15 protein-coding genes are annotated in these 24869 nt (G+C 44.4%); 11 read left to right on the forward strand and 4 right to left on the reverse strand.

From position 1 onward, the window contains the following. Positions 1-455: 455 nt before the first annotated feature. The 3 genes from HYN43_RS01705 to HYN43_RS01715 are packed head-to-tail and all read right to left on the reverse strand — an operon-like array spanning position 456 to position 3070. The gene (locus HYN43_RS01705; RefSeq protein ID WP_119407806.1) at positions 456-1445 is read right to left on the reverse strand and encodes an MlaD family protein; all 990 of its coding nucleotides are present in this window, start codon (positions 1443-1445) and stop codon (positions 456-458) included. 31 nt (positions 1446-1476) lie between these two features. Then, positions 1477-2250 (reverse strand): ABC transporter ATP-binding protein, encoded by a 774-nt coding sequence (locus HYN43_RS01710; protein WP_119407807.1) that lies wholly within the window; start codon positions 2248-2250, stop codon positions 1477-1479. 10 nt (positions 2251-2260) lie between these two features. After that, on the reverse strand, positions 2261-3070 hold the full coding sequence (locus HYN43_RS01715) for an MlaE family ABC transporter permease (protein ID WP_119407808.1): 810 nt from the start codon (positions 3068-3070) through the stop codon (positions 2261-2263). 683 nt (positions 3071-3753) lie between these two features. Between HYN43_RS01715 and HYN43_RS01720 the strand changes: the two genes are divergently transcribed. Then, the gene (locus HYN43_RS01720; RefSeq protein ID WP_119407809.1) at positions 3754-7902 is read left to right on the forward strand and encodes a hybrid sensor histidine kinase/response regulator transcription factor; all 4149 of its coding nucleotides are present in this window, start codon (positions 3754-3756) and stop codon (positions 7900-7902) included. A gap of 267 nt (positions 7903-8169) precedes the next feature. On the opposite strand, the gene HYN43_RS30100 is transcribed toward HYN43_RS01720, so the two are convergent. Further along, positions 8170-8442, reverse strand: a complete 273-nt coding sequence (locus tag HYN43_RS30100) for a hypothetical protein (RefSeq protein ID WP_162996254.1) — start codon at positions 8440-8442, stop codon at positions 8170-8172. On the opposite strand from HYN43_RS30100, the gene HYN43_RS01725 reads away from it, so the two are divergent. The 10 genes from HYN43_RS01725 (at position 8411) to HYN43_RS01770 (ending at position 24722) form a co-directional block, all read left to right on the forward strand. Then, positions 8411-9811 carry an IS4 family transposase gene (locus HYN43_RS01725; RefSeq protein WP_119407810.1) on the forward strand — a complete coding sequence of 467 codons (1401 nt, stop codon included), beginning with the start codon at positions 8411-8413 and terminating at the stop codon, positions 9809-9811. The genes HYN43_RS30100 and HYN43_RS01725 overlap by 32 nt on opposite strands. Before the next feature lie 626 nt (positions 9812-10437). Next, positions 10438-13602: a SusC/RagA family TonB-linked outer membrane protein gene (locus HYN43_RS01730; protein WP_119407811.1), complete on the forward strand. Its 3165-nt coding sequence runs from the start codon at positions 10438-10440 to the stop codon at positions 13600-13602. Between the two features lie 24 nt (positions 13603-13626). Beyond that, the gene (locus tag HYN43_RS01735) at positions 13627-15264 is read left to right on the forward strand and encodes a RagB/SusD family nutrient uptake outer membrane protein (RefSeq protein ID WP_119407812.1); all 1638 of its coding nucleotides are present in this window, start codon (positions 13627-13629) and stop codon (positions 15262-15264) included. Positions 15265-15282: 18 nt separating this feature from the next. Then, the gene (locus HYN43_RS01740; RefSeq protein ID WP_119407813.1) at positions 15283-16482 is read left to right on the forward strand and encodes an IPT/TIG domain-containing protein; all 1200 of its coding nucleotides are present in this window, start codon (positions 15283-15285) and stop codon (positions 16480-16482) included. Between the two features lie 79 nt (positions 16483-16561). After that, a complete protein-coding gene (locus tag HYN43_RS01745) occupies positions 16562-17104 on the forward strand; it encodes a carbohydrate binding domain-containing protein (RefSeq protein WP_119407814.1) in 543 nt (180 codons plus the stop codon). Positions 17105-17190: 86 nt separating this feature from the next. Further along, positions 17191-18069, forward strand: a complete 879-nt coding sequence (locus HYN43_RS01750; RefSeq protein ID WP_119407815.1) for an AraC family transcriptional regulator — start codon at positions 17191-17193, stop codon at positions 18067-18069. A 238-nt stretch (positions 18070-18307) separates the two neighbouring features. Then, a complete protein-coding gene (locus tag HYN43_RS01755; RefSeq protein ID WP_119407816.1) occupies positions 18308-20140 on the forward strand; it encodes a sodium:solute symporter family protein in 1833 nt (610 codons plus the stop codon). Between the two features lie 12 nt (positions 20141-20152). Next, positions 20153-21343, forward strand: a complete 1191-nt coding sequence (locus HYN43_RS01760) for a glycoside hydrolase family 130 protein (protein ID WP_119407817.1) — start codon at positions 20153-20155, stop codon at positions 21341-21343. A 380-nt stretch (positions 21344-21723) separates the two neighbouring features. Then, the gene (locus HYN43_RS01765; RefSeq protein ID WP_119407818.1) at positions 21724-22968 is read left to right on the forward strand and encodes an AGE family epimerase/isomerase; all 1245 of its coding nucleotides are present in this window, start codon (positions 21724-21726) and stop codon (positions 22966-22968) included. After that, the gene (locus HYN43_RS01770; RefSeq protein ID WP_205589852.1) at positions 22965-24722 is read left to right on the forward strand and encodes an alpha-L-arabinofuranosidase; all 1758 of its coding nucleotides are present in this window, start codon (positions 22965-22967) and stop codon (positions 24720-24722) included. The genes HYN43_RS01765 and HYN43_RS01770 overlap by 4 nt, the downstream gene beginning before the upstream one ends. The last annotated feature ends 147 nt before the right edge of the window (positions 24723-24869 follow it).

Consider the following 24869-nt stretch of genomic DNA (forward strand, 5'->3'; position numbering starts at 1 on the left):
AAACAATGGCACGATATAAGTGTAGTGTATAAAGTTAAGGGTTGAGATTTAACCTGATTTAGTTGATCGATATCGGTGAGATGTTATCGAAATTGCGTTCCGGGGTGAGATACGGGACGCATTTTTTTTGGTTCACCTATTTAGTGGTTCATTAGTTAAGTGGTTCATTAGTTCATTAGTGTGAAGTTTACTGGTTAGGTTGGGGGGATTTGGCAATAGCCGTTTCCATGCCCGATTTTGAAAATAGCTTTTGAACAGCTGGCAGATTAGCATGGTGACGGTTTTACTCACCCCGACTTCGCTACACTGGTCGACCCTCTCTACGGTTGCGCCGTAACGAGGGTTTAGGAAAAAAGGTAAGGGAAAAACAAAAAAAATCCCCTCTTTGCGCGGCAGAGAGGGGTGGCAAGCGAAGCGTAGTCGGGGTGAGTCAACTCGTCGCCTTGAAAATATTTTTAAGGTTTAGCCTTCAAACTATCTGCTTTAGCTTTATCTCTTTTCTTAAAAAATCCGCGCAGCAAAAAGTTATGCTGTGCAGCTTCCAGATCATCATTGAGTTTGATAGATGCAGCCTGCAGGTTATTGATGGCTGATTGCGTTTGTACCGCAGCCTTAGGATCGTTCAACAATACGCCCAGGGCGTTATCGGTAGTGTTTAACTTATTGCTGGCTTTGGTAAGGTTTGCCGTAAGTGTGGCAGCGTTGGCGGCGGTTTGCTGTAATTGTGCGGCTGCCTGTTTTATCTGGCCGAAGGTAGCTGTATCGGTAAGCATTTTATCGGCCAAACCGCCTTTGGTATTCATTTTACGACTAAACTGATCCAGTTGCACCGCCATTAGCGAAGCGCTTTGGGTGGTGGCCTGCAGGTTGCGCATAGCGGCGCGTAGTTGTATGGCCATGATGCTGTCGGCTAACAATGCGCCAACGGTACCTTTGCCTTGCAGTATGCTGTGGCTTAAAGTTTTAAAATCTGTAGTGATGGCCAGCAGGTTTTGGTTATTATCCTGAAGGGTTTTTAGCAGATCATCTGTAGATAGCAGTTTTTCTGATTTTAGCACCGCGCCATCTTCAATAACGGGAGCTTGCGGACTGCCGCCTTCTATTACAATAATCTTATTGCCAATCAACCCGTCCGATCCTATTTTAACCGTGGCATTGCTGCGAATGTATTGCTGGGTAGCCTGATCTACATGAAGATATACCTGAACCTCTGAAGGACCAATAAATTTAATGTTACTGATGGTACCCACCTTTACGCCCGAAAACCAAACGGCATTACCTTTTTTAAGGCCGGCTACATCGGTAAATACAGCACTAAGATTTATGTTTTTAACAAAGGCTTTTTGCTGGCCGCCAAGGGTAAATACCCCCAGTATAAATAGTATGAGGCCCAGTGCCAGGAATATGCCTACTATAATCGATTTTCTGTTATCTGCCTTATCCATGTGAATGATGGTGATATCGTGTTAACTGTTGTTATTTAATAAAGTTGTAATCGTAAAAAGGTTTCACCCGCTCGTCGTCGGTAGCAAAAACCTCGTCGAATGTGCCGGTGCGTTGAAACTGTCCGTCAAGCAGCATGGCTATCCTGTCGCCGGTTTGTTTGGCGCAGGTTAAATCATGCGTAATGATGATGGATGATGTGTTGTAGCGTTGCTGAACCTCGTTAATCAAATCATTGATCTCGATACAGGTAATGGGGTCCAAACCGGCTGTTGGTTCATCGTACAGCATAATTTCGGGGTTGAGGATTAGCGTGCGGGCGATGCCTATCCGTTTACGCTGCCCGCCCGAAAGTTCGGATGGCATCTGGTTAATGGTTTGCGATAGGCCTACAGCATCAAGCACGGTTTCCACATTTTTATTGATCTCGCCTTTGGTAAGATTACGGCGGTTGCGTACCAAGGGAAACTCGAGGTTTTTGCGTACCGTCATGCTATCGTACAAAGCACTGTTCTGAAATGAAAAGCCTATCCTGATGCGCAGCGCCTGTAACTCATCATCGCTGATGGTGGCAATATTGCGCCCCAAAACTTCCACTTCGCCTTCATCGGGCTTTAACAAACCCGATATGATTTTGATTAATACAGATTTACCGGTGCCTGATCTGCCAAGTACCACAAGGTTCTCGCCCTGGTAAAGATCAAGGTCGATACCGCGAAGCACGGCATAATCCTGGAAAGCTTTTTTCAAGCCCCTGATGCTGATAACCGGGTTGGTATGATCTACCTTTATTGCTTCCTTTTTCATAATCAATTAATTAGCGGAACCAGCCGGTTATTTGTACAATAATAACTTCCTCTATAAATACCAAAAACATGGCGGTAATTACAGCGCCGTTGGCGGCCTTACCTACACCTTCAGTACCCTTGTTTGAATAATAGCCCTGGTAACAGCCCACTATACCTATAGTAAACCCAAATACGATTGATTTGATGAGCGATGCCACAAAATCGGTAAAGGTTAGCGGTTCAAATACTTCCTGGATAAAAGTTGTCCAGGTGGTGCCTTCATTTTGCGTTACGTTTAAGTAGCCGCCAAATAAGGCAACAAAGCCGGTATAGGTTGATAGGATAGGGATAGTGAGCGTAGTAGCCAGCACGCGGGTACACACCAAAAATTTAAAAGGTTTGGTACCTGATACTTCCATGGCATCAATCTGCTCGGTTACACGCATGGAGCCTAACTCGGCACCAATGCTTGATCCTACCTTGCCCGATGCTATCAGCGCGGTAACCAAAGGTGCCAGCGCCCGCATAATAGCGATAGATACCAGTGATGGTAACCACGATTCGGCACCAAATTGCGATAGCGACGGCCTTGATTGCTTTGTAAATATCACACCTACTATAAAGCCGGTTACCGATATCAGCGTAAACGAACGTACGCCCACCTCGTAGCACTGGCGTATAACCTCTTTCAACTCAAACGGAGGCACAAAAGCTTCCCTGAAAAAGCGGAATATGAACTTGTTGATATTGTAAAGGGTTACAAAAAAGTCGGCAAAGCTTTGTTTAAGCTTTGATACTTTTTTTTGTGGTGCCTTTGTTATGCTTTGCGTGTTGTCCATTAAAAAATGTACTGCTGTTTTGCGTTTATGGTTAATCTACAAAAAATGGCTCATCTTGTTTGCTTGCCTGGCTAATTGTCAAACCTGTTGCTTATAGGTTAGGAGGCACCTACGGAGCCTTGATGTTTCTATATGTCTTTCTACAAACATGGTACTCCTACGGAGTTTGACTGCTGTGTTCGAACTCCGTAGGAGTACCATGTTTGTAGCTTATAACAAACGTATAATTTGGCTCCGTAGGTGCCTCCTGTTTTCGGCGAGGCTTTCGGAGTTATTTATCGAATACTGTTTGTTAACTTTTTAAACCTATTTAATAACACCCCTCTCAATTATAAAATTGAAAGAAAAGTATCATCTGTTTTTGCCGTATTTTGTTGATTTTGTGTTTGTTTTGCTGATATTCTGGTTAATTTAAAATCAAATATTGTAAAAAAAGTATTATATCTTACCCATGTATTAAATTACATTTGATATTAAGCCAATTATAAACCGTTGCTACAAATTTGAGCCTGTAAAAGGTTTGAATAATAAGCGGGCAAATTATCAAATACAGTATTACCGGCGGGTTAAATTATAGCTAAATAAACCTTTGACCATTTGGGTTAAAAGTTAAAACTCAATTTGCCTGCAAACCTAAAAGTTTAAAATTTTAATAGCGTAGCACCGCTCTAAAATTATAGTTGATGAAGTGTAAAATTTTGATTGTTTACTTTATAACGCTGCTTTCCCCGGCATTATTGGTGGCGCAATCAAACGCGTTCAGGTTTTCACGGCTGGATATTACCAATGGTTTATCGCATAACCAGGTAAACTGTATTTATAAAGATACTAAAGGTTTTATGTGGTTCGGTACTCTTTCGGGCCTTAATAAATATGATGGCTACACCTTTAAAACCTATAAACATGCCGCCAATGATACCACCACTATCGACGATGATTACGTGGTAAGCATAACCCCTGGCCCGGAAAATAAACTATGGATAGAAACGCGTACGGGTTTTAACCTTTATGATCCAGCCACCGAAAAATTTAGCCGTAACACCCGGGATTTTCTGTACAAAATAAAACTGTACGATCCATACATAGCGGCTATCAAGCACGATAGGTTTGATCATTTCTGGTTTTTGCACCATAACAAAGGCAGGGGGATTTATAAGTATGATCCTGTAACAACCAAACTCATCAACCTAACGCATAAAGAGAATGATAGTAGTTCGATCTCCTCGGATATGGTTACTGATCTTTCTGTCGATTCGAAAGGGAATATCTGGGTAATATCCAATAGCGGGGTGTTGGAACGTCTCGATCCTAAAACATATCAGGTAAATTACCGAAAAGCGCTGGGCCAATTACCCCAGGGCTTAAGTTCATCGTACAAAATTTATATCGATAAGCAGGATGATATCTGGGCATTTGTACCAAGCTATTCATCGGGCGTGTTTTATTTGGATATGCGGAAAGGCATATTTAAGCATTTAGGCAAGGGCGCGGCGGGTGCGGGATTAAATACCGATGTGGTATCGGATGTGGTGCAGGATGATAACAACCGGATGTGGATCTCTACCGATCACGGGGGCATCAATTTGTTGAACAAAAACGATTTCAATATCAGTTACTTATTAAACCGTGAGGATGATAATAAAACCGTTGGTCAAAACAGCGTTACCTGTGTTTATAAAGATAATACCGGCATAGTTTGGTGTGGTACTTATAAACGCGGGGTAAGCTATTATCACCCAAACGTTATAAAATTTGCCACCTACACCCATCATTTAAGCGATCCGAACAGTTTGCCTTTTAGCGATGTAAACAATTTTGCCGAGGATAAGCACGGCAATATCTGGATAGGGACTAATGGCGGCGGCCTTATTTACTGGAACCGCAAAGCCAATAGCTTTAAGCAATACCTGCATAACGCTGCCGACGATAAAAGCCTTACCAATAACGTAATTGTAACCATGCTGCTTGACCATGAAGGTAAGCTATGGATAGGTACCTACTACGGCGGGTTGGATTGTTACGATGGTAAAACTTTTAAGCACTACCGCCACCAGGATGGCGCAGCCAACAGTATTTCCGAAAACCGGGTCTGCTCGCTGATGGAAGATAAGGCGGGTGACCTCTGGGTGGGTACGCTATCCGCAGGCTTAAATAAGCTGAATGCCCGGCGCGAGGTAGTGGCCAATTACAAGTTTGATGGCGATATCAACAAAAACAGCATTCACTCCAATTATATAAGCGCCCTGATGCAGGATAGGCGTGGTAATATTTGGATAGTAACGGCTTATGGGGTTGATGTGCTGATGAACGGCACTAACCAGTTTGTACATCATCTGCAAAATGATAAAGACGCTAATAGCCTGGTAAACAATAACACCAACAATATACTGGAAGATAGCCATGGCCTCATCTGGATCAGCACCCGCGAGGGGCTTAATGTTTATAATCCGGATACTAAAAAGTTTATCTCGTTAACCAAACAAGATGGTTTGCCGGATAATACTACGATTGATTTGCGCGAAGATGAAAGTCATAATATTTGGGTGAGCACGCCGAACGGGTTATCCAACATTTTGGTAGACAGGAACAGCCCGGCACTTAAATTTCATTTCATAAATTATAATGAACTGGATGGTTTGCAAGGCCGTGAGTTTTCTGAAAACTCATCCGGCAAAACGCGGGAGGGTGAGTTGATCTTCGGTGGCGGTAATGGCTTTAATATTTTTAAACCCTCGGCCCTAAAATTTGATAAAAGCACATCAAACCTGCTCTTTACCGATTTTCAGTTGTTTGATAAAAGCCTGGAGGTGGGGGAGAAGGTGAACGGTAGGGTGATATTGCCGCAGTCGATCTCCCAATTAAAAGAGATCACACTCAATTATAACCAAAACGTATTTTCGATAGAGTTTGCCGCGCTTACCTACTTTAATCCGGACAAGGTGAAGTTGCAATACGCTATGGATGGCTTTTACGATGGCTGGATAACGGTTGATAATAAACTGCGCAAAGCAACCTATAACCTCGAACCCGGCGATTATACTTTTAAAGTACGTGCGGCGGGTAACGAGTTTTGGAAAGGCGGCCAGATTGTGTTGCATATTAAAGTATTGCCGCCGTTTTGGAAAACAACCTGGGCCTACGCCGCTTATGGGCTGATTTTTATCGGCGTGTTATTCTATTTCCGCCAGCGTGGTATACGGAAAATAAGGGAGCAGTTTTCGATAGAAAAAGAACGCGAGGAAGCACAGCGCATGCACGAACTTGATTTAATGAAGATCAAATTCTTCACCAACGTAAGCCACGAGTTCCGTACCCCGCTGGCCCTGATCATGGCCCCGGTTGATAAAATATTGAAACAGGTAAGTGATGTTGATACCCGCCGCCAGCTAATAATGATCACCCGCAATGCCAAGCGCCTGCTTAACCTGGTTAACCAGCTGATGGATTTCAGGAAGATGGAGTACCAGGAGTTGAAGTTGTATACCCGGAGTGGCGATATTATTGGGTTTATTAAAGATCTGTCGTGGTCGTTTACGGATATCGCGGAGCAAAAGCATATTAAGTTTGTGTTTGACACTGATACGGATAGTTTTATCACCAGTTTTGATCATGATAAAATAGAGCGCATCTTGTTTAACCTGTTATCCAATGCCTATAAGTTTACGCATGAGGGCGGGCAGGTAAGCGTGTTATTGAGTTTGAAAGATGCTGTAGAAAGCGGTGAGCATCAGTTGGAGATCAGGGTGATTGATACCGGTATCGGTATCCCTTCGGATAAGCAAAACCGAATCTTCGACCCGTTTTTTCAGAACGATATTCCCGGCTCTATGTTAAACCAGGGTAGCGGTATAGGCCTCTCTATCACCAAAGAATTTGTAAGGTTACACAATGGTGAAATCTCTGTAGAAAGCGAAAACGGGCAGGGTAGCTGCTTCACCGTGCTGTTGCCCCTCCAGCAGCTCGACGAAAAACTGTTTACCGATACCGGCAACCTGCTGCACCATCAAATTGAATTTCTGGTAGAACCGGAAGCCTCAAAAACTAATCAATCCAAAGAAAACCGCGACTGCAAAAAGCCGACAGTTTTACTGATAGAAGACAATGAAGATTTTAGATTTTATATTAAAGATAACCTGAAGGATGCTTTCAATATCATCGAAGCAGAAAACGGTAAAAAAGGTTGGCAGAAAGCCCTTGCCCAACATCCTAACCTTGTTGTAAGCGATATCAGCATGCCCGAAATGAACGGCATCGACCTGTGCCGTAAAATAAAAGCCGACACCCGTACCTCACACATCCCCGTAATATTGCTAACTGCCCAAACCGGCGAAGAACAGCAAATTAAAGGCCTGGAAACCGGGGCTACCGATTATATGACCAAGCCTTTCAACTTCGAGATCCTGCACTCCAAAATAAAAAACATCCTCAATCAGCAGGAAAAAATGCGCAAAACCTACCAGAAGCAGGTGGATGTAACGCCAACCGAGCTACAGGTTGATTCGCCGGAGGAGGCTTTCATTAAAAAGGTTTTGCTGTTGATAGATGCCAATATCTCCAATCCCAATTTCTCGGTAGAGGAACTGAGCAGCGATATGTTTGTGAGCCGATATACCCTCTACAAAAAAATCCTGCAAATGACGGGCAAAACCCCTAACGAACTGGTGCGCTCCATGCGCCTGAAACGGGCCGCGCAATTGTTGGAGACCGGCCACCTTACCATCTCGCAAATTTGCCACAAGGTGGGCTTTAAAAGCCAAAAGTATTTTGTGCGGACTTTTAAGGCTGAATTTAACAGCATACCGTCGAAGTATGTGGCGGAGTCTGAACCATGATTTTTTTTCTGGGATTACACCGATTGATTTTTTGATTACACCGATTTTTTTTCTGAACCGGGATTTGGGTGGATTTTAGATTGGGCAGGATTTTGTTTGCCCGGTTGTTACTATAAATTTATCCACTATCTGCCGCGGGTTTAGCGATAGCGTAACCCGTGGTGTACAATGGCTAAAGTTTTCAACTTTAGTCCCCAATCTCAAGGATGCTTATTCTATACGGACTGGTCGAAGTTTAGCGATAGCGTAACTTCGTCCTAAACTGTGTTAAGCTTTCAGCTTAACTTTATACTCCCCTGCAGACGCTCGGCTGGAGCCCATAGCCGTTAACTTAAGGATTTTTTTGTCGAAGAAAATTTGAAAAGAGAATAATGCGAGGCTTCGCCGTAGGGCAAAACCAATTAGATTTTCCCATATTTGTATAGTTTTAATATTTATTGAAAAGGCGGTTTGTTTCCAGGCAAGACCGCCTTTTCTTGTATAAATATAACACTTTTTTTCAGACGAAGTGCTTTTTGCTAAGGGAAAAGCTCCTTTCATTTTTGATAAAAGTAGATTCGTTTCAGATTATTCGGATACCCTGAATAGTTCCATCTGCTCGGTTATTAAGGCTGATAAAATTGCTGAACTCGCCCGCCAAAGCGGTTTTTGTCGTCGTAGTTCTAAACTTAAGCCAGAAGCATTTATTGATACGCTTGTATTCAATAGCATTGATCACCAGATTAGCCTTCAGGATTGTTGCGATGACCTGATTAGGCAAAGCGGTAAGTCATTGAGCAAAGTCGGCTTGCATAAACGGTTTAACGAAAGTGGTGTTGAATTTATGAAGCTGGTTTTAGCCGAACAAATGGCTACCAGATTAGCTATCCGGAATCACGATACCTGGCAACCATTCGCGCGGGTACTGATTACCGACTCTTGTAAGTTCTGCCTGCCTGATGAATACAAAGAGAGTTATCCGGGTTATGGAGGAGCTGTTACCAATCCGCTAATGAACATACAATACTCCTTTGACCTCAAAAATGGAGATTGGGAGAACCTGGAGTTAACCAAGGCAACAAAAAATGATCAGAGTTATTCAAAGAGAACAGCATGCCGCATAGCTAAAGATGATCTACATATCCGGGACCTGGGTTATGTTACAATGGCTTATTTGAGAGGAGTTACAGAGCGGAAAGCCTTTTTTCTTAACAGACTGCAACCGAAATGGAAACCTGTTCATAAGGCAACAGGCAAAGTAATTGACTGGTCCTCACTTTATGAGCGCATGCGGACCAATAAACAGGCATGCTTTGAAACTGAAATTGTACTTGGCAAAGGTAAAAAAGCGCTTGAATGCCGCCTGATCGTAGTACCAGTCGCAGAGCAGACCTGGGCTGAACGGATAAGAAAAGCTCAAAAACAGGCAAAGAGCCGGGGGCGGGAACTTTCTGAAGAATACAAACAGCGATGCCGGTTCAGCGTATTTATTACCAATGTAGATCCGGCTATCTTTAATTCAAACGATGTGATTGAACTATATCGTCTCAGATGGCAAATTGAACTCATTTTTAAAAGTTGGAAATCGTTGTTAAACCTCCACAGGGTAAAGCCTGTAAAAAAAGAACGGTTTGAGTGCCTACTCCTTGCAAGGTTCATTTGGATATTGATCAACTGGAAAATATTCCGATGTCTCGACGATTCTATCCAAAAAGAAAATAGAGAATATGCCTGTTCTCATTGGAAGTTCTTTAAACAAGCCAGGTTATGGGCATATGCGTTAAGAATGGTGATGAACCATAACATAACGTTCGAAGCCTGGCTTGGGTTATTTATCTTCCCAATAATAAAAAGCCTGCTTATTGAACCGAAGAAAGGTAAAAAAGCAAGCTTCTGTATTGTCAATGATATCTTTAACCCCTTAAGTTAACGGCTATGGGCTCCAGCCGAGTGTCGATTATTTTCAGGCCTCCGGCCTGTGTGCGCCATATGTTGTTACGGCGGGCAGAGGCCGCTTGATAGTTGCCACTCTGCTGGAGCTGGGCGGCGGCGTTACTCAACATCAAATCCCATTCAAAATAGCAACCCAGTATCTTCAATAACTCGCACCATGTGATACTATTATCACACAAGTTTTTCTAAGCACGCCGCCAAAACAGGTGCACATTTGTAACTATTTAACCCTTTTTATGGCAATAATTTTTATTAAATATCTGATAATCAGTGTTTAAATATGGGTTGACATTTGTACCCCTATTTATCCACAACCGGGTTTTCGATTGCATATAATTTTACCATCGTTGTAATAAATATTAACCACGTCCTTATGCAAAAGCATTAGCGGGTATAAACCTAAAAACAACAATAAACCAATTAAACGTGCAGGATAACCATTGTACATAGCCTTAAAAAGGCAGAGCCGGGTAGCGGCGATGTATTGATCTTTTTACCGGTTTGCGCGCAAAACCGGTAAGGGTAGGTGGGGTAATATCCGGTCTGTAGTAATAGTATAAACTTAAAAATCACAATAAACCAATACAAACCAAATAATCAATTATGGGAAAATTTCTACGAATAGCCTTGCTGTTTTCCTTTGTGTTGATGTGCCTCCGGGGGACGGCGCAGAACCAGGGAACAGTGGTACAGGGTACAGTTTCAGACGAAAGAGGCGTTACCCTGCCCGGCGTTACAGTTGCCGTTAAGGATAGTAAAACAGCTGTAGTTACCGACATAGCCGGTAAATTTCGCCTAACCTTACCGGCTAACGCCAAAACGCTTGTTTTTACTTTTATAGGTGCCGAAAAACAGGAAGTAGCCATCGGTAACAAAACAACATTTACCATCACCCTAAAATCATCAACCACCGCGCTTGCCGATATTAATGTGGTGGCTATTGGTTATGGTTCGCAAAAGCGGCAGGATGTTAACGGTGCTATATCATCGGTAAAAGCTGCTGATATTGCCAATGTGCCGCAGGCCAGTATCGATCAGATGCTGCAGGGTCGTGTTTCGGGTGTAACCATTACTCAAAACTCGGGCGCGCCGGGCAGCCAGACCTCGGTGCATATCCGCGGGATTACTTCATTGTCCGGATCAAACGAGCCTTTGTATGTTATTGATGGGGTAGCTATCTCGGGCGATGCTTTGAACAGGAGCACCAGCGGTAGGTCGGTTGCTTTGGGTAATAATGATGAGGTGGGCGTTAGCCCGCTGTCGTTAATCAACCCGAGCGATATCGAATCTATCGATGTTTTAAAAGATGCTTCGGCTACTGCCATTTATGGTTCAAGGGCATCAAACGGTGTAATTATCGTTACCACCAAACGTGGTAAAAACGGAAGCGCCCGCATTGGTTACGATGGTTATTACGGCATACAAACCCAGGGCAAGTTTTTAAAAATGATGACCCTGCCGCAGTACGCCAAACTGCAAAACGAATTGGCCGATAACGTGCAGGTAACCCGTCGCCCCGATTTTGCCAACCCCGATCTGTTAGGTAACGGCACCAACTGGCAGGACGAAGTTTTCCGCACTGCGCCGATGCAAAGCCACCAGCTTTCCATCTCCGGAGGAAAAGAGGGTACAGACTACTATATCTCTAACGGATATTATAAACAGGATGGTACTATTTTGGGCAGCCGTTTTAAACGCTACTCTATCCGTTCAAATGTAAACTCGCAGGTTAAAAGCTTTTTAAAATATGGTATGTCTATCGGCGGTACCCGCAACGAGGAAGACCGCGGGCTGAGCGATAACAATGGTATTATTTACACCGCCTTGCTAAGCGCACCTGATATCGCTGTGCGTAACCCAGATGGTTCATTTGCCGGCGCTATCAGCACCGGGCCAAATGCCAACGGTTATGGCGGTACGCCAAACGCGGTGGCACAGGCTACCTTGCTTACCAATAACCTGGTAAGGAGCAATGTAAACGGTAGTATTTATGCCGATTTGCGTATCACCCGCGATATTACCTTCCGTTCGGAGATAAACGGCGGTTTCGATTGGTCGAAAGCTTTGCAGTTTAACCCGACCTTTAAATACGGCGATTACGAAAATAAAACAGCCAACCTAACCGAGTACTGGAGCAATTCGCACTATTGGACATGGAAAGAGGTGGCAACCTTCAATCGTACCATTGCCAAAAAACATGTGATCAATGCCACATTAGGTTATGAGCTGAACTACGCCATGTGGAACGGCATCACCAACTACGTACAGAATTTTTATAGCAACGATTTAAAAACCCTTAACCTGGGCGATGCCAAATCGGCCCGTGTGGATGAGTATTTGGGTAGCCAGGCTTTGCAATCGTTCATTTCACGTGTTAATTATACTTACAACAATCGTTATAGCTTAACTGCTACCTTCCGTTCCGATCAATCATCAAAATTTGTAACAGGCAAACAAACCGGTTACTTCCCATCGGCAGCCGTATCATGGCGCTTATCTGAAGAGCCTTTTATGGCAGGCATCAAATCTGTGGCCGACAATATCAAAATTAGGATAGGTTACGGACAGGTGGGTAACCAGGGTATCCCTAATTACCTGTACGGTTCGGCCCTGAAGCCATCAGTTACCGGTTTTGGTACAGGATTTTTGGTTGATAAAATTGCCAACCCTAACCTAACCTGGGAAACCGCTATCCAAAGCAATGCCGGTGTCGATTTTAGTTTGTTCGGCGGTCGCATCGATGCCACGTTTGATTACTTCGACAAAAAATCAGAGAAATTCCTGTTCCAGGCAGCTTTGCCGGCCTTTTTGGTGGGCGAGGGCGCGGCAGGCTCATACCTTGGTGGTGTTAACCCGCCATACATTAACGGCGGTAAGCTGAGCAACAAGGGTTTTGAGTTTACCATCAATAGCCATAATATCAATACCACTAATTTCAGGTGGAATACCACGCTTATCTTTTCGCACTATAAAAACAAAGTATTGTCGCTGGCTAACGGAACGCCGTTCATCTCGGGCAATATTACCAATGGTTTCTTAACCAGGGGCATTACCCGTACCGAGGTTGGCCATTCGGTAGGCGAGTTTTATGGTTATGTTACCGATGGTTTGTTCACTACAGAAGATGAGTTGCGCAACTCCAAACCGCAGTTTGGTAACGCTGTCGCCAAATCTGGCACATGGTATGGCGATATCCGTTATAAAGACCTGAACAACGATGGCGTTATCGATCAAAAAGATCAAACCTACCTGGGTAATCCTAACCCTAAGTTTACTTACGGCATCACCAATAGCTTCTCGTACAAATCAATCGACTTAAATATCTTCCTGAACGGCTCGTACGGTGCCAAAATCATGAACGCGCTTAACTATACCATTTCGGGCCTCTCGGGTTTGTATGTTAACCAGTTGGCTTCGGCGGCAAATTACTGGACACCGGCCAATCCAACTTCAAAAACACCTGCGCCAAGGGCTGGTTTGGATAACCCGAACCTGTTTACATCCGACAGGTTTTTAGAAAGCGGATCGTATCTGCGCATCCAGAATGTGGTACTGGGCTGGAACCTGCCATCGCAATGGCTGCATAAAGTTAAGCTAACCAGGCTTAAAGTTTACGCCAGCGGACAGAACCTGTACACCTTTACCAAATACAAAGGGCTCGACCCCGAAATAGGTTCCATGAATCAGAATGTGTTTTTAACCAATATTGATTTTGGCCGCTACCCATCGCCACGAACAATAACCTTTGGTTTGAATGCCGAATTTTAACTGATATAAAAGGAGAAGATCATTATGAAAAAATATATAAAACATTTAATGTGCTTTGCGGCGGTAAGTTTGGTTGCTACAACCGGCTGCAAAAAAGATTTCTTTAACCGCCCACCCGAAGATGCCATTACCGTTGATAATTTTTACCAAACCAACGATCAGGTAACGGCCAGTACCAACGCGCTGTACAATTCGCCATGGTTTAACTGGGTAAACAAATCAGGCTGGGCTATAACCGAGTTGGCAGGCGGCAATGCTCGTACCTATTCCGACGACGTGATCAGTCTGTTCAATTTTACGCTTACGGACATCAATCCCCGTATTGCCGATGCCTGGAACTCGTTGTTCACCGTTGTTGCGCAATCAAACGCTTTAATCAATAACCTGCCGGTTAAAGCTTCGGCCTCGGTAGATAAGGCGGTATTGAACAACGCCCTCGGCGAGGCACACCTTATGCGTGCCTTAGCATACTTCCACATCGTACGCATCTGGGGTAATGTGCCCATTATCGAAAACAGTACCGATTTTGTAGGCAACTTCCAGGTAAACACCAACCCGGTTACGGATATCTACAAGTTTATCATCAACGATCTAAAATTTGCCGAAGCCAACTGTACCCCTAAAGTAAGGGTAGGCGCTACCATTGCGCAAGGCCACGTTTCAAGCGGGTCTGCATCGGCTTTACTGGCTAAAGTTTATTTATACATGGACGATTACACCAACGCCCGCGCCGAAGCAGAAAAAGTGATTAACAGCGGCGAGTTTAAACTTTACCGCGGTAATATCACCAACGATCAGATAGCCACTTACGGCTATACCGGCCTTATCGATGGTAAAAACTATAACGACCTGTTCAAGACTGCCAATAACAACAACGAGGAATCGGTTATTGCTTTACAATGGGCAGGTGGTGCGGCTTACGGGCATGGTAACCCGCAGCAGGCTTCGTTTGCTATCGCGGGTGTTACCGGTACTGGTGATGGTTATTCGGTTTTAGGCCCGACGATCGATCTGCAAAACGCTTACGAACCGGGCGATACCCGTTTGCACGGCACCATTATGAAAGCGGGTGATTTCTATCCGGAAATAAACCAGGCAGGCGGCGGCTTTACTGTACCGGCCAGCGTTAACTCGCAAAATACCAAAGCCGGTATTAAGAAATACGTGGTGGGTACCCCCGCGGATAACGGGGGCATAGGCGCGGCGCAATCGGCAGCCAACTGTACTTATATGATGCGCTATGCCGAGGTGCTTTTAATTGCTGCCGAAGCTATTTTGGGTGCGAACAACAGCACCAGCGATGTAACCGCTTTAAAATACTACAATATGGTACGTAACCGCGCGGGCCTCGCACCGGTAACCTCGTTTACCAAAACCAATATGTTTCATGAGCGCCGCATTGAGCTGGCTATCGAGGGCGACTACTGGTTCGACCTGGAACGTATGGATGGCTGGCAGGGTATTTTAACTGTTAAACACCCCAAAGCCTTGGCTGTTATAGCCAACCAGGAGCGCGGCACTTACAGTAACGATACCCCACCGCAGGTGTACAGCGACAAAAAAACTGCTAAGGATGAGTTTTTTAACTTCCCTATTCCGCAGGTTGAAACCGCTACCGATCCGAAATTACTGGAACCACCGGTGCCATATAAATTCAAATAATTTAAACCGATCAGTAAAATGAAAAAGATATTTAAACCTTTAAATCTTTGCTTCACCTTAGCCGTATTGGTGATGATGGGTTTTAACGCCTGTAAAAAAGATAAAAACTACGGTACCGGCGCGCCGGTTATAACTAAAGTGCGCACGCTTACCAAAAACGATAGTGTGCTGATCAATCACCCTATCAATCTCGATTCGTCGTTAACCTATCCCGAAGTAAGGCCGATGCCGTTTGATTCGACCACCAATTCGGGCAAAATTTATACACTGTATGCCATCATCGGTAAAAACCTGGGCAGTACAAAGCATATTTATATTAACGATGTCGAGATCTATTTTAACATAGCGCTCGCTACAGATAACAGTATTATTTTCAGTATTCCCGAAACGGTTCCTTTTAGCGGATCGACAACGAGCAATAAACTGAAACTGGTTACCAGTTACGGGCAAATAGAATATGATTTTGTGGTGGAGCAACCATTCCCTGGTATTACCGATGTTGACCATATGGCAGGCAGCGCAGGCGAGTTGATCACCATAACCGGTACCACTTTTGATGGTTTAAGTAGCGTGAAAATTGGTACAACCAATGCCGAGATCGTTTCAAAAACATCAACCAAAATAGTAGCTAAAGTACCGGCAGGTTTAACCGGTCCGGGCGATCTGTCGATAACCACAACTGCAACCTTGGGTGGTGGTACTGCAAAGGGGCCGTTAGCATCAAATGGTATTAACCTTAGTATCCCTAATAATAACGTGGCAACCTTTGGCTTGTATCCGTTTGGCTTTTCGCAGGCCATTTATGAAGATGGTTTTGAAAATGGCTGGTCAAATTATGGCTGGAGCAACTCGCCGGTAAATAATAATTCATCGCCGGTGGTGCGCGGTACATCGTCAATTAAAGTGCAATATGCAGGTGGTTATGATGGTTATGTGTTCCAGGCTCCGGGCAATATCGCTGCCAAAAGCTTCAAAATGTCGGTTTATGGCGGCAAGGGATCTGATAACAAGGTGATCCACATTGTGCTCGATTACAACTTTAATAATGCTGTAGCCATAGTATTAAAAGAAGGAGCCTGGGTAAACTTCAATATCCCGATGACTGCCTTTGTTAATACCGGCGCTACGGCTCCTAAAACCATTAACTCCATCATCTTCCAGGAGTTTAGCGGTACGGCTACGCTGTTTTACCTGGATGATGTTGGTTTGATACAATAGATATATGTTGATTTAAATACCCCGTCACCGGTACCGGGAAACCAAAGGCCGGTGATGGTTTTTAAATGTTTACTGGTATATGAAAAACTTTAAAATACTATTGGTTATCGTTTTTTGTGCCTTTAGTCTTTGCGCTAAAGCTCAAAAGAACCTTGTTGAAAACGGTGGTTTTGAAGATGATACTTATGGTTGGAATGCCGGCGCGGCCAAAATTACTCCATGGGATATGAAAAGCGGTAAAAGTAGTTGTGCTATTATTGCTGTTGATGCAACTAACTGGGTGGGTATCGATCAGCAGATAAACATTCCGAAAAAGGCCGGTAAGCTGGAAATAAGCGCATGGCTAAAAGCTATCAACGTAGTAAAAGGTAAAGACGACTGGAACGGAGCCGTTTTTAGTGTAGAGTTTTTAGATAAGGCCGATAAAAAAGTAGGCGATGGAACCAATGTGGTTACACTAACCGGCGATCATGCCTGGGAGCAGACCGTTAAGGAAGTGCCGGTACCGGCCGGAGCTGTAAAACTAAAACTGCTTTTGGCAATGGGGTATGCCACCGGCACATTTTTAATTGATGATGTAGCCGTGAAAGTAGTATCTGCTGATGTAGTAACGAAAAATTGAGAATAAAAATAGATTTGTGTTATTTAGATGATATAAAATGGTTAAATTAGTATCATCAATTTGATAACCTTTTATAGTGCTGGATTATGACTACAAGTAATGTAATGCGGGAGATAACGCCGCTAACACCGAGCGATTGTTTTACCATTTTTTCGAGGGTGAAAAAGAAGTTTGATTTTCCGCTTCATTATCATGATGAGTATGAGCTGAACCTGATTATCAATGCCAAAGGAGCGAAAAGGGTAGTGGGCGGCCATATCGAGGTAATTGACGAGGTTGAACTTGCGCTGATAGGGCCTAATCTGTATCATGCCTGGTTTACGCATCAATGCCATAGCGAGGAAATTACCGAGGTTACTATCCAGTTTCATAAAGATCTGTTTGACGAAAAATTCTTGAAGCGTAATCAGTTGAGTTTTGTGAAAAGCATGCTGGAGCGCTCGCAGCGGGGTATAGCCTTCTCGGCCGAAACTATTCACGCGCTGAAAGACAGGATTATGCAGTTGGATAAAAAAACAGGGTTTGATTCGGTGCTCGAATTGCTGTCTATCCTGCACGATCTTTCTATTTCCCGCAATATGAAAATGCTGTCGGATCCAAGCTTTACTAACGAAAAGTTTTACTACAACAGCCGCAGGATAGAGAAGGTATTCGAGCATATGAATATCAATTATAACAAGCAGATAACTCTTGCCGAAGTAGCCAAAATAGCCAATATGCCCGAGGCGTCTTTCAGTAGGTTTATTAAAAAGCGTACCGGTAAAACCTTTATTGATAGTCTGAACGAGATCAGGCTCGGCCACGCCTCCAGGATGCTGATTGATTCGACAACCACTGTGGCCGAGATCGCCTATAAATGCGGCTTTAATAATATCTCCAATTTCAACCGGATTTTTAAGCGGAAAAAGATGTGTATCCCTAAAGAATTCCGGGAAACTTACACCGGTAACCGGGTGTTTATTTAGCCTTGTTGCATCCGGGTTATTGTATGTTAAAAATATATCACCCGGTGCATATTGTTAAAAAGAATGTTAAAATAGTATTATAAAATTGCCGATAATAAATTCATTTTTGGTCTGAATCAGAATTTTCAGAATTTGAGAATTTTCAGAATAAAAACTGCTCGGCGTAATTCTGTTCAAAACCAATTTTGATAACCCTAATTCTGTCAATTCAAAAATTCTGTAAATTCTGATTCAGACAATGAAACTACACTTAGTTGATGTTGCCATTATAGTTCTGTACTTGTTAAGCACCATTGTTATTGGCCTTTGGTACCGTAAAAAGGCCCGCGAAAACAAGGAAAGCTATATGCTTGGCGGCAAATCATTACCCTGGTACAAACTGGGGCTGAGTGATGCTTCGGATATGTTTGATATCAGTGGCACCATGTGGATGGTAAGCCTGTGCTTTGTGTATGGGATGAAAAGCATCTGGATCCCCTGGCTTTGGCCGGTATTTAACCAGGTGTTTTTAATGATGTACCTGTCGCGCTGGCTGCGCAGATCAAACGCCGCTACCGGTGCCGAATGGCTGGGTACGCGTTTTGGCCGTATGGGCGCGGGTGTAACAGGTTCAAATATAGTAGTGATAGCCTTTGCACTGTTAAGCTGCTTTGGATATTTGGCCTATGGTTTTATAGGTCTGGGTAAGTTCATTGAAATTTTTATCCCATGGAATCTGGTAAGCGCTTATGTGCCGTTTAACGTGGCCCCGCAATACGTGCCGCATGTTTATGGTATTGTATTTACGCTGTTTGCTATGTTTTACTCCATCATAGGTGGTATGCACAGTATCGTTTTAGGCGATATGTTAAAGTACGCCATCATGACGGTGGCCTGTATTTGGATAGGTTTTATAGCCGCGGCCAGGTTACAGGGCAATCACCTGAATGTTCCTGAAGGTTGGTACAGTCCGTTCTTCGGTAAAAACCTGGGCTTAAGCTGGACGGGAATTATCAACGAGGTAAATGATAAGATCAAGGCGGATGGTTATTCGCTGTTCGGTTTGTTTTTTATGATGATGACTTTTAAAGGCGTTTTCGCGGCAGTAGCTGGTCCGGCACCAAATTATGATATGCAAAAGATCCTCTCTACCCGCTCGCCCGAAGAGGCCAGCAAAATGAGTGGCTTTGTCAATATCATCCTGCTGCCTATTCGTTACTCGCTCATTGTGAGTTTAACGATATTGGGCCTGCTGTTTTATCGCCAGATGAATTTGAAAGATGCCAGCGGATCTATCGATTTTGAACGGATCCTGCCCTCGGTAATTAATGATTTTTTACCGGTTGGTTTGGTTGGATTGTTACTGGCGGGTTTGTTAGGAGCTTTCATGAGCACCTTTAGCGGCACTATGAACGCGGCGCAGGCCTACATTGTAAACGATATCTACATCAAATACATCAATCCAAAAGCCTCAACCAAAAAAATAATTACCGCCAATTATTTGGTAGGCGTATTTGTGGTGGCGGTAGGGGTGATACTGGGTTTTTTTGTAAAAGATGTGAATTCGGTATTGCAATGGATCGTATCGGCCCTGTATGCGGGATATATCATCTCGAACGCGTTGAAATGGCATTGGTGGCGCTTTAATGCCAACGGTTTTTTTTACGGCATGCTGGCGGGGATTTTATGCGCCATGGTTTTTTCGGTAGTGATCCCGGCGGTAGAACTGATCTATTGGGTACCGGCTTTGTTTGCGGTATCCCTGTTGGGTTCGCTCATCGGCACTTATACTGCTCCGGCTACCGATATGAAGGTGCTTAAATCCTTTTATACAACGGTACGCCCCTGGGGCTTTTGGGAGCCGGTTAAAAAAGTGGTTATGGAGGCCGATCCTTCATTTGTTCCAAATAAAAATTTCAAACTGAATATGTTCAATGTGGTAATTGGTACTACGGCGCAATGCTGCCTTACCATATTACCCATGTACCTCATCCTGGCGCAAAAAACATCGTTAATGGTTACCATAGCCATACTGGCCGTAGCCGTTTTAATACTGAAACGCACCTGGTGGAATAAACTAAACGACTATTGATAAAATTTATATATGACGCAGCAATTTAAGCAACGGTTGGCCCACTTGCAGGCCGAACACGCGCAGGTGATCAACAAGCAAAACGAAGTAGCCGATACGGGTAATGGAGTGTTCAGCCGTTTTAAATCGCCGGTGCTCACGGCCGCGCATACGCCCCTGGCCTGGCGGTACGATTTGGATGAGCAGCGCAACCCCTATTTAATGGAGCGCTTTGGCATCAACGCCGTTTTTAATGCCGGAGCGATAAAATATAACGGTAAATACCTGATGATAGCCCGCGTTGAAGGTGCCGACCGTAAATCGTTTTTCGCCGTAGCCGAAAGTGCGGATGGTATCAACGGCTTCAAATTCTGGGATTATCCGGTAGAACTCCCCGAAACCGACGAGCCGGATACCAATGTTTACGATATGCGCCTCACCCAACACGAAGACGGCTGGATATACGGCTTATTCTGCACCGAACGCCGTGACCCGGAAGCTCCACCGCACGATCAATCTATGGCGATAGCGGCCTGTGGCATAGCCCGCACCAAAGACCTGGTAAAATGGGAGCGCCTGCCCGATCTGAAAACAAACTCGCCGCAACAGCGCAACGTGGTTTTGCATCCCGAGTTTGTGGATGGTAAATACGCGCTGTACACCCGTCCGCAGGATGGTTTTATCAGCGCGGGTACCGGAGGCGGGATCGGTTTTGGCTTGTGCGATAGCATGGAGAATGCCGTTCTGGATACGGAAACCATCATCCATAATAAAAATTACCATACCGTTTACGAAGCCAAAAACGGACAAGGGCCTGCACCCATAAAAACCGAAAAAGGCTGGCTACACCTGGCGCATGGTGTACGTAACACTGCCGCTGGTCTACGTTACGTACTGTATATGTTCATGACCGATCTGGATGATTTAACCAAAGTACTTTACCAACCAGCAGGTTATTTCCTTGCACCAGAGGGGGAAGAACGCGTAGGGGATGTATCAAACGTAGTATTCTGCAATGGCTGGATAGCTGATGAGGATGGCTCGGTTTATATTTATTATGCCTCGTCAGATACCCGTATGCATGTAGCAACTACTACGGTTGATAAACTGGTAGATTATGTGATGCATACGCCCGCGGATGGTTTCCGTTCAGTATCATCGGTTGAGGTAGTTTATAATATTATTGATAAAAATAAAGATTCGGGCAAGTTGCAGGAGGCGTAAGGGAACATACTTAAAAGGGCTGGTTCGCGCGATTCCCCTCTTGAGAGGGGAGGAGGGGTGTGTTATCAAGTAGGTAGTAAATGGCGTAGAAACACACCCCTGCTCTCACTCGTTGCCACCGCGCCCCCTCTCAAGAGGGGAACTGAACAGCCCTCCGCAAGTTCAAGCGTCCACGCTTGAACTACAGCTAAGGTAAGCGTCCACACTTACGTTGCAGCCGGGTTTACGCGAGCGTGGACGCTCGCACTCGTTAAGGTTCAAGCGTGGACGCTTAAACCTGCGGTATAATAACATAAAAATATACATCTTTTAGCGCTGAAAATATCCGGCGTTATTCCCCTTCAAAAAGGAGGGGCAGGAAATTATTTTGCCAAAAAACTATGACTAACAATACATTCAATCAACCACAAAACATAAAAAAACAGCAGCTTGATGTCTTAACAACTCTTCAATCCGAACTAAATGATGAGTTGAATAACATCCTCAGCTATTGGATCAATAACGCAGTTGATGATGTTAACGGCGGTTTTTGGGGCAAAATAGATAATGATAACGTAATTACCGCCGATGCCCCCAAAGGCTCGGTGTTGAATGCCCGGATTCTTTGGAGCTTTTCGGCAGCATATAATCAAAACCCGGATGAGGTTTATCTGCAGATGGCTAATCGCGCTTATGATTACATCCAAACCTATTTTGTGGATGATGAATTTGGAGGTGTATACTGGTCGGTTGATTATAGGGGGCAAAAGCAGGATACCAAAAAACAGGTTTACGCGAATGCGTTTGTTATTTATGCCCTGAGCAAATACTTCATAGCATCGGGAAAGGAAAGCGCCAAAACCGAAGCTGTTGAGTTGTATAAATTATTAGTTGATAAAAGCTATGATATAGATAAAACCGGCTACTTCGAGGCCTTTACCCGCGATTGGCAACCCATAGATGATCTTCGCCTAAGCGCCAAAGATGCCAATGAAAAAAAGACAATGAACACCCACTTGCACGTGTTGGAGGGGTATTCGAATCTGTACCGCATTTGGCCGGATGAAAGTTTGAAAAAACAAATTGAAACGATCATTAATAACTTCTTCGATCATTTTATTGATGCGGTCAACCATCACCTCGTGTTGTTTTTTGAGGAGGATTGGACCCGAAAATCAGATATGGTATCCTTTGGGCATGATATTGAAGCAACCTGGCTTTTATTGGAAGCAGCAGAGGTTATCGGCAACCACGAATTGATATTGAAAGCAAGAGAGGTTTGCATCGCGATAGCAGAAGTAACAATAAAGGGTTTGGATACCGACGGCGGCTTATGGTATGAGTATGAGCCGGAAGCCGATCATCTCATCAAAGAAAAACACTGGTGGGTACAGGCCGAAGCCATGGTAGGTTTTTATAACGCCTGGCAGGTAAGCGGCGATAAAAAATACCTCGAATTGGCCGTAGCCAACTGGGCCTTTATAAAAAATAAAATACTGGATAAACAAAACGGCGAGTGGTTTTGGGGGATCAAAGCCGATGGCAGCATTATGCCCGGCGAAGACAAAGCCGGCCTTTGGAAATGCCCATACCACAACAGCCGCGCCTGTTTGGAAATTATTAAACGGATAAACGTATCAAAATGAAAAATACTAAAATTGTGCTGATGGCTTCGTTAGTAGCCTTTGCTGTACTGTTAAGTTGTAAAAAAGGAAGCAAACCTAACCCTGATCCAACCCTGGTTGTTGATCCCGGAAATGGAGGCTCAACCGGACCAATAACTGCACCAACTGATCCATCCATAGCCGCCTCGCAGGGCTTTTTTCTTGACGATTGGCAGGGTAAAACTTTCAGCAAACCGGCAACCATCGCGGCCGCAAAACCAACAGCGAGCACATCCATTAATGTTACTGCCGATTTTGCGCAGGTAGTATCCAAAGTATCCAAATACCTGTTTGGTAATAATATCAACCCTTTTACCGGTCAGTATACAGATGGGGTTACGGTTAACAATATCACTAATCTTTCACCCAATATTATCCGCGCACCGGGCGGCAGTTTATCTGATGTTTACTTTTGGGATATGTCCGCCTACGGCAAACCTGCCGACGCGCCCGAGCATCTTTTAAAACCCGATGGTACGGTTGATGCCGGGAGCGGCTATTGGAGCGGAAACGTGAATGATAGCTGGAGCTTAAGTTTGAGTAATTACTACAGCCTGCTGCAAAAAACGAATACTACAGGTATTATTACCGTAAATTATGCTTACGCCCGATATGGTACCGGTGACAATCCGGTAGCCGCGGCCGCCCATTTGGCCGCGCAATGGGTTAGGTTTGATAAAGGCCGCACCAAATACTGGGAAGTAGGTAACGAATGTTACGGCAACTGGGAAGCCTGTTACCGCATTGACCAAAGCAAAAATAAAGACGGCCAGCCTGCCATCATTACCGGCGAGCTATACGGCAAGCATTTTAAAGTGTTTGCCGATTCGATGCGCAAAGCCGCTGCCGATGTAGGGGCGACTATCAAAATAGGCGCGGTATTGCATGAAAGTGCCGATAATGGCAATCCCACCATTGTTACAGGTTGGAACCCTGGCGTATTAGGCCAGATTGGAGATAAAGCTGATTTTTACATCGGGCATAATTACTATACCAACTTTAACGAAAATTCAAACGCCATTACCATACTCAATACTGCTGAAGCATCATCCAAAACAACCATGGATTACCTGAAAGGCGCACTGCAAACAGCAGGTTCGGCTCAAAAGCCAATTGCCTTAACCGAGTGGAATATTTTTTCATCAGGTTCAAAGCAGCAAATCTCCAATATTGCAGGTGTACACGCAGTGATGGTTTTGGGCGAACTGATCAAAGATCAATATGGCCAGGCCAGCAGATGGGACTTAGCTAATAGTTGGGATACCAATCATCCCGGCGATGACCATGGGCTGTTCAGTATTGGGCAAACAGGCCTGGCTGATTTTACGCCCCGCCCTGCGTTTTATTATATGTACTATTTTCAAAAGTATTTTGGGGATAGGATGATCAGTTCGTCGGTTAGTGGTAGCACGGATGTGGTAAGTTATGCCTCATCCTTTAACTCGGGCGAGGCTGGCGTGGTGCTGGTAAATAAAAGTACGACCGACCAGGTAGTGAACATCAACTTTAAAAACTATTATACGGGTAGCAACTACTATTATTATACGCTTAAAGGCGGTACAGATAACGGCGAGTTCTCGGGCAAGGTGTTGGTAAACGGCAGCGGCCCGACAGGCGATTTTGGAGGCCCGGCTAACTATAAAAATATATCGGCAAGCGTAAGCGCAACCAGTGGAGGTATCAAGGTAAGGGTACCGGCAAGGGGTGTGGTGTTTTTGGTGGCGGATAAAAAATAAACCCAAGCTGTATATTGGTTAACTGCTCTGGAGGCTGCACCAGAGGTGCAAAAGCTTTGTAGCTTGCAGATACAACAATCCTTTACCCCAGAGAGGTAAAACTCCCGCCAATGCTCTGAGGTAAAGAAAGCAAAGAGAAAACGAAAT

Origin of the sequence: Mucilaginibacter celer (assembly GCF_003576455.2) — a bacterium.
Taxonomy (GTDB): domain Bacteria; phylum Bacteroidota; class Bacteroidia; order Sphingobacteriales; family Sphingobacteriaceae; genus Mucilaginibacter; species Mucilaginibacter celer.

Bases quoted from the DNA above. Each gene is read 5' to 3' on its own strand.
- HYN43_RS01705 (WP_119407806.1), bottom strand. From the start codon at position 1,445: ATGGATAAGGCAGATAACAGAAAATCGATTATAGTAGGCATATTCCTG.
- HYN43_RS01710 (WP_119407807.1), bottom strand. From the start codon at position 2,250: ATGAAAAAGGAAGCAATAAAGGTAGATCATACCAACCCGGTTATCAGC.
- HYN43_RS01715 (WP_119407808.1), bottom strand. From the start codon at position 3,070: ATGGACAACACGCAAAGCATAACAAAGGCACCACAAAAAAAAGTATCA.
- HYN43_RS01720 (WP_119407809.1), top strand. From the start codon at position 3,754: ATGAAGTGTAAAATTTTGATTGTTTACTTTATAACGCTGCTTTCCCCG.
- HYN43_RS30100 (WP_162996254.1), bottom strand. From the start codon at position 8,442: ATGAAAGGAGCTTTTCCCTTAGCAAAAAGCACTTCGTCTGAAAAAAAG.
- HYN43_RS01730 (WP_119407811.1), top strand. From the start codon at position 10,438: ATGGGAAAATTTCTACGAATAGCCTTGCTGTTTTCCTTTGTGTTGATG.
- HYN43_RS01735 (WP_119407812.1), top strand. From the start codon at position 13,627: ATGAAAAAATATATAAAACATTTAATGTGCTTTGCGGCGGTAAGTTTG.
- HYN43_RS01740 (WP_119407813.1), top strand. From the start codon at position 15,283: ATGAAAAAGATATTTAAACCTTTAAATCTTTGCTTCACCTTAGCCGTA.
- HYN43_RS01745 (WP_119407814.1), top strand. From the start codon at position 16,562: ATGAAAAACTTTAAAATACTATTGGTTATCGTTTTTTGTGCCTTTAGT.
- HYN43_RS01750 (WP_119407815.1), top strand. From the start codon at position 17,191: ATGACTACAAGTAATGTAATGCGGGAGATAACGCCGCTAACACCGAGC.
- HYN43_RS01755 (WP_119407816.1), top strand. From the start codon at position 18,308: ATGAAACTACACTTAGTTGATGTTGCCATTATAGTTCTGTACTTGTTA.
- HYN43_RS01760 (WP_119407817.1), top strand. From the start codon at position 20,153: ATGACGCAGCAATTTAAGCAACGGTTGGCCCACTTGCAGGCCGAACAC.
- HYN43_RS01765 (WP_119407818.1), top strand. From the start codon at position 21,724: ATGACTAACAATACATTCAATCAACCACAAAACATAAAAAAACAGCAG.
- HYN43_RS01770 (WP_205589852.1), top strand. From the start codon at position 22,965: ATGAAAAATACTAAAATTGTGCTGATGGCTTCGTTAGTAGCCTTTGCT.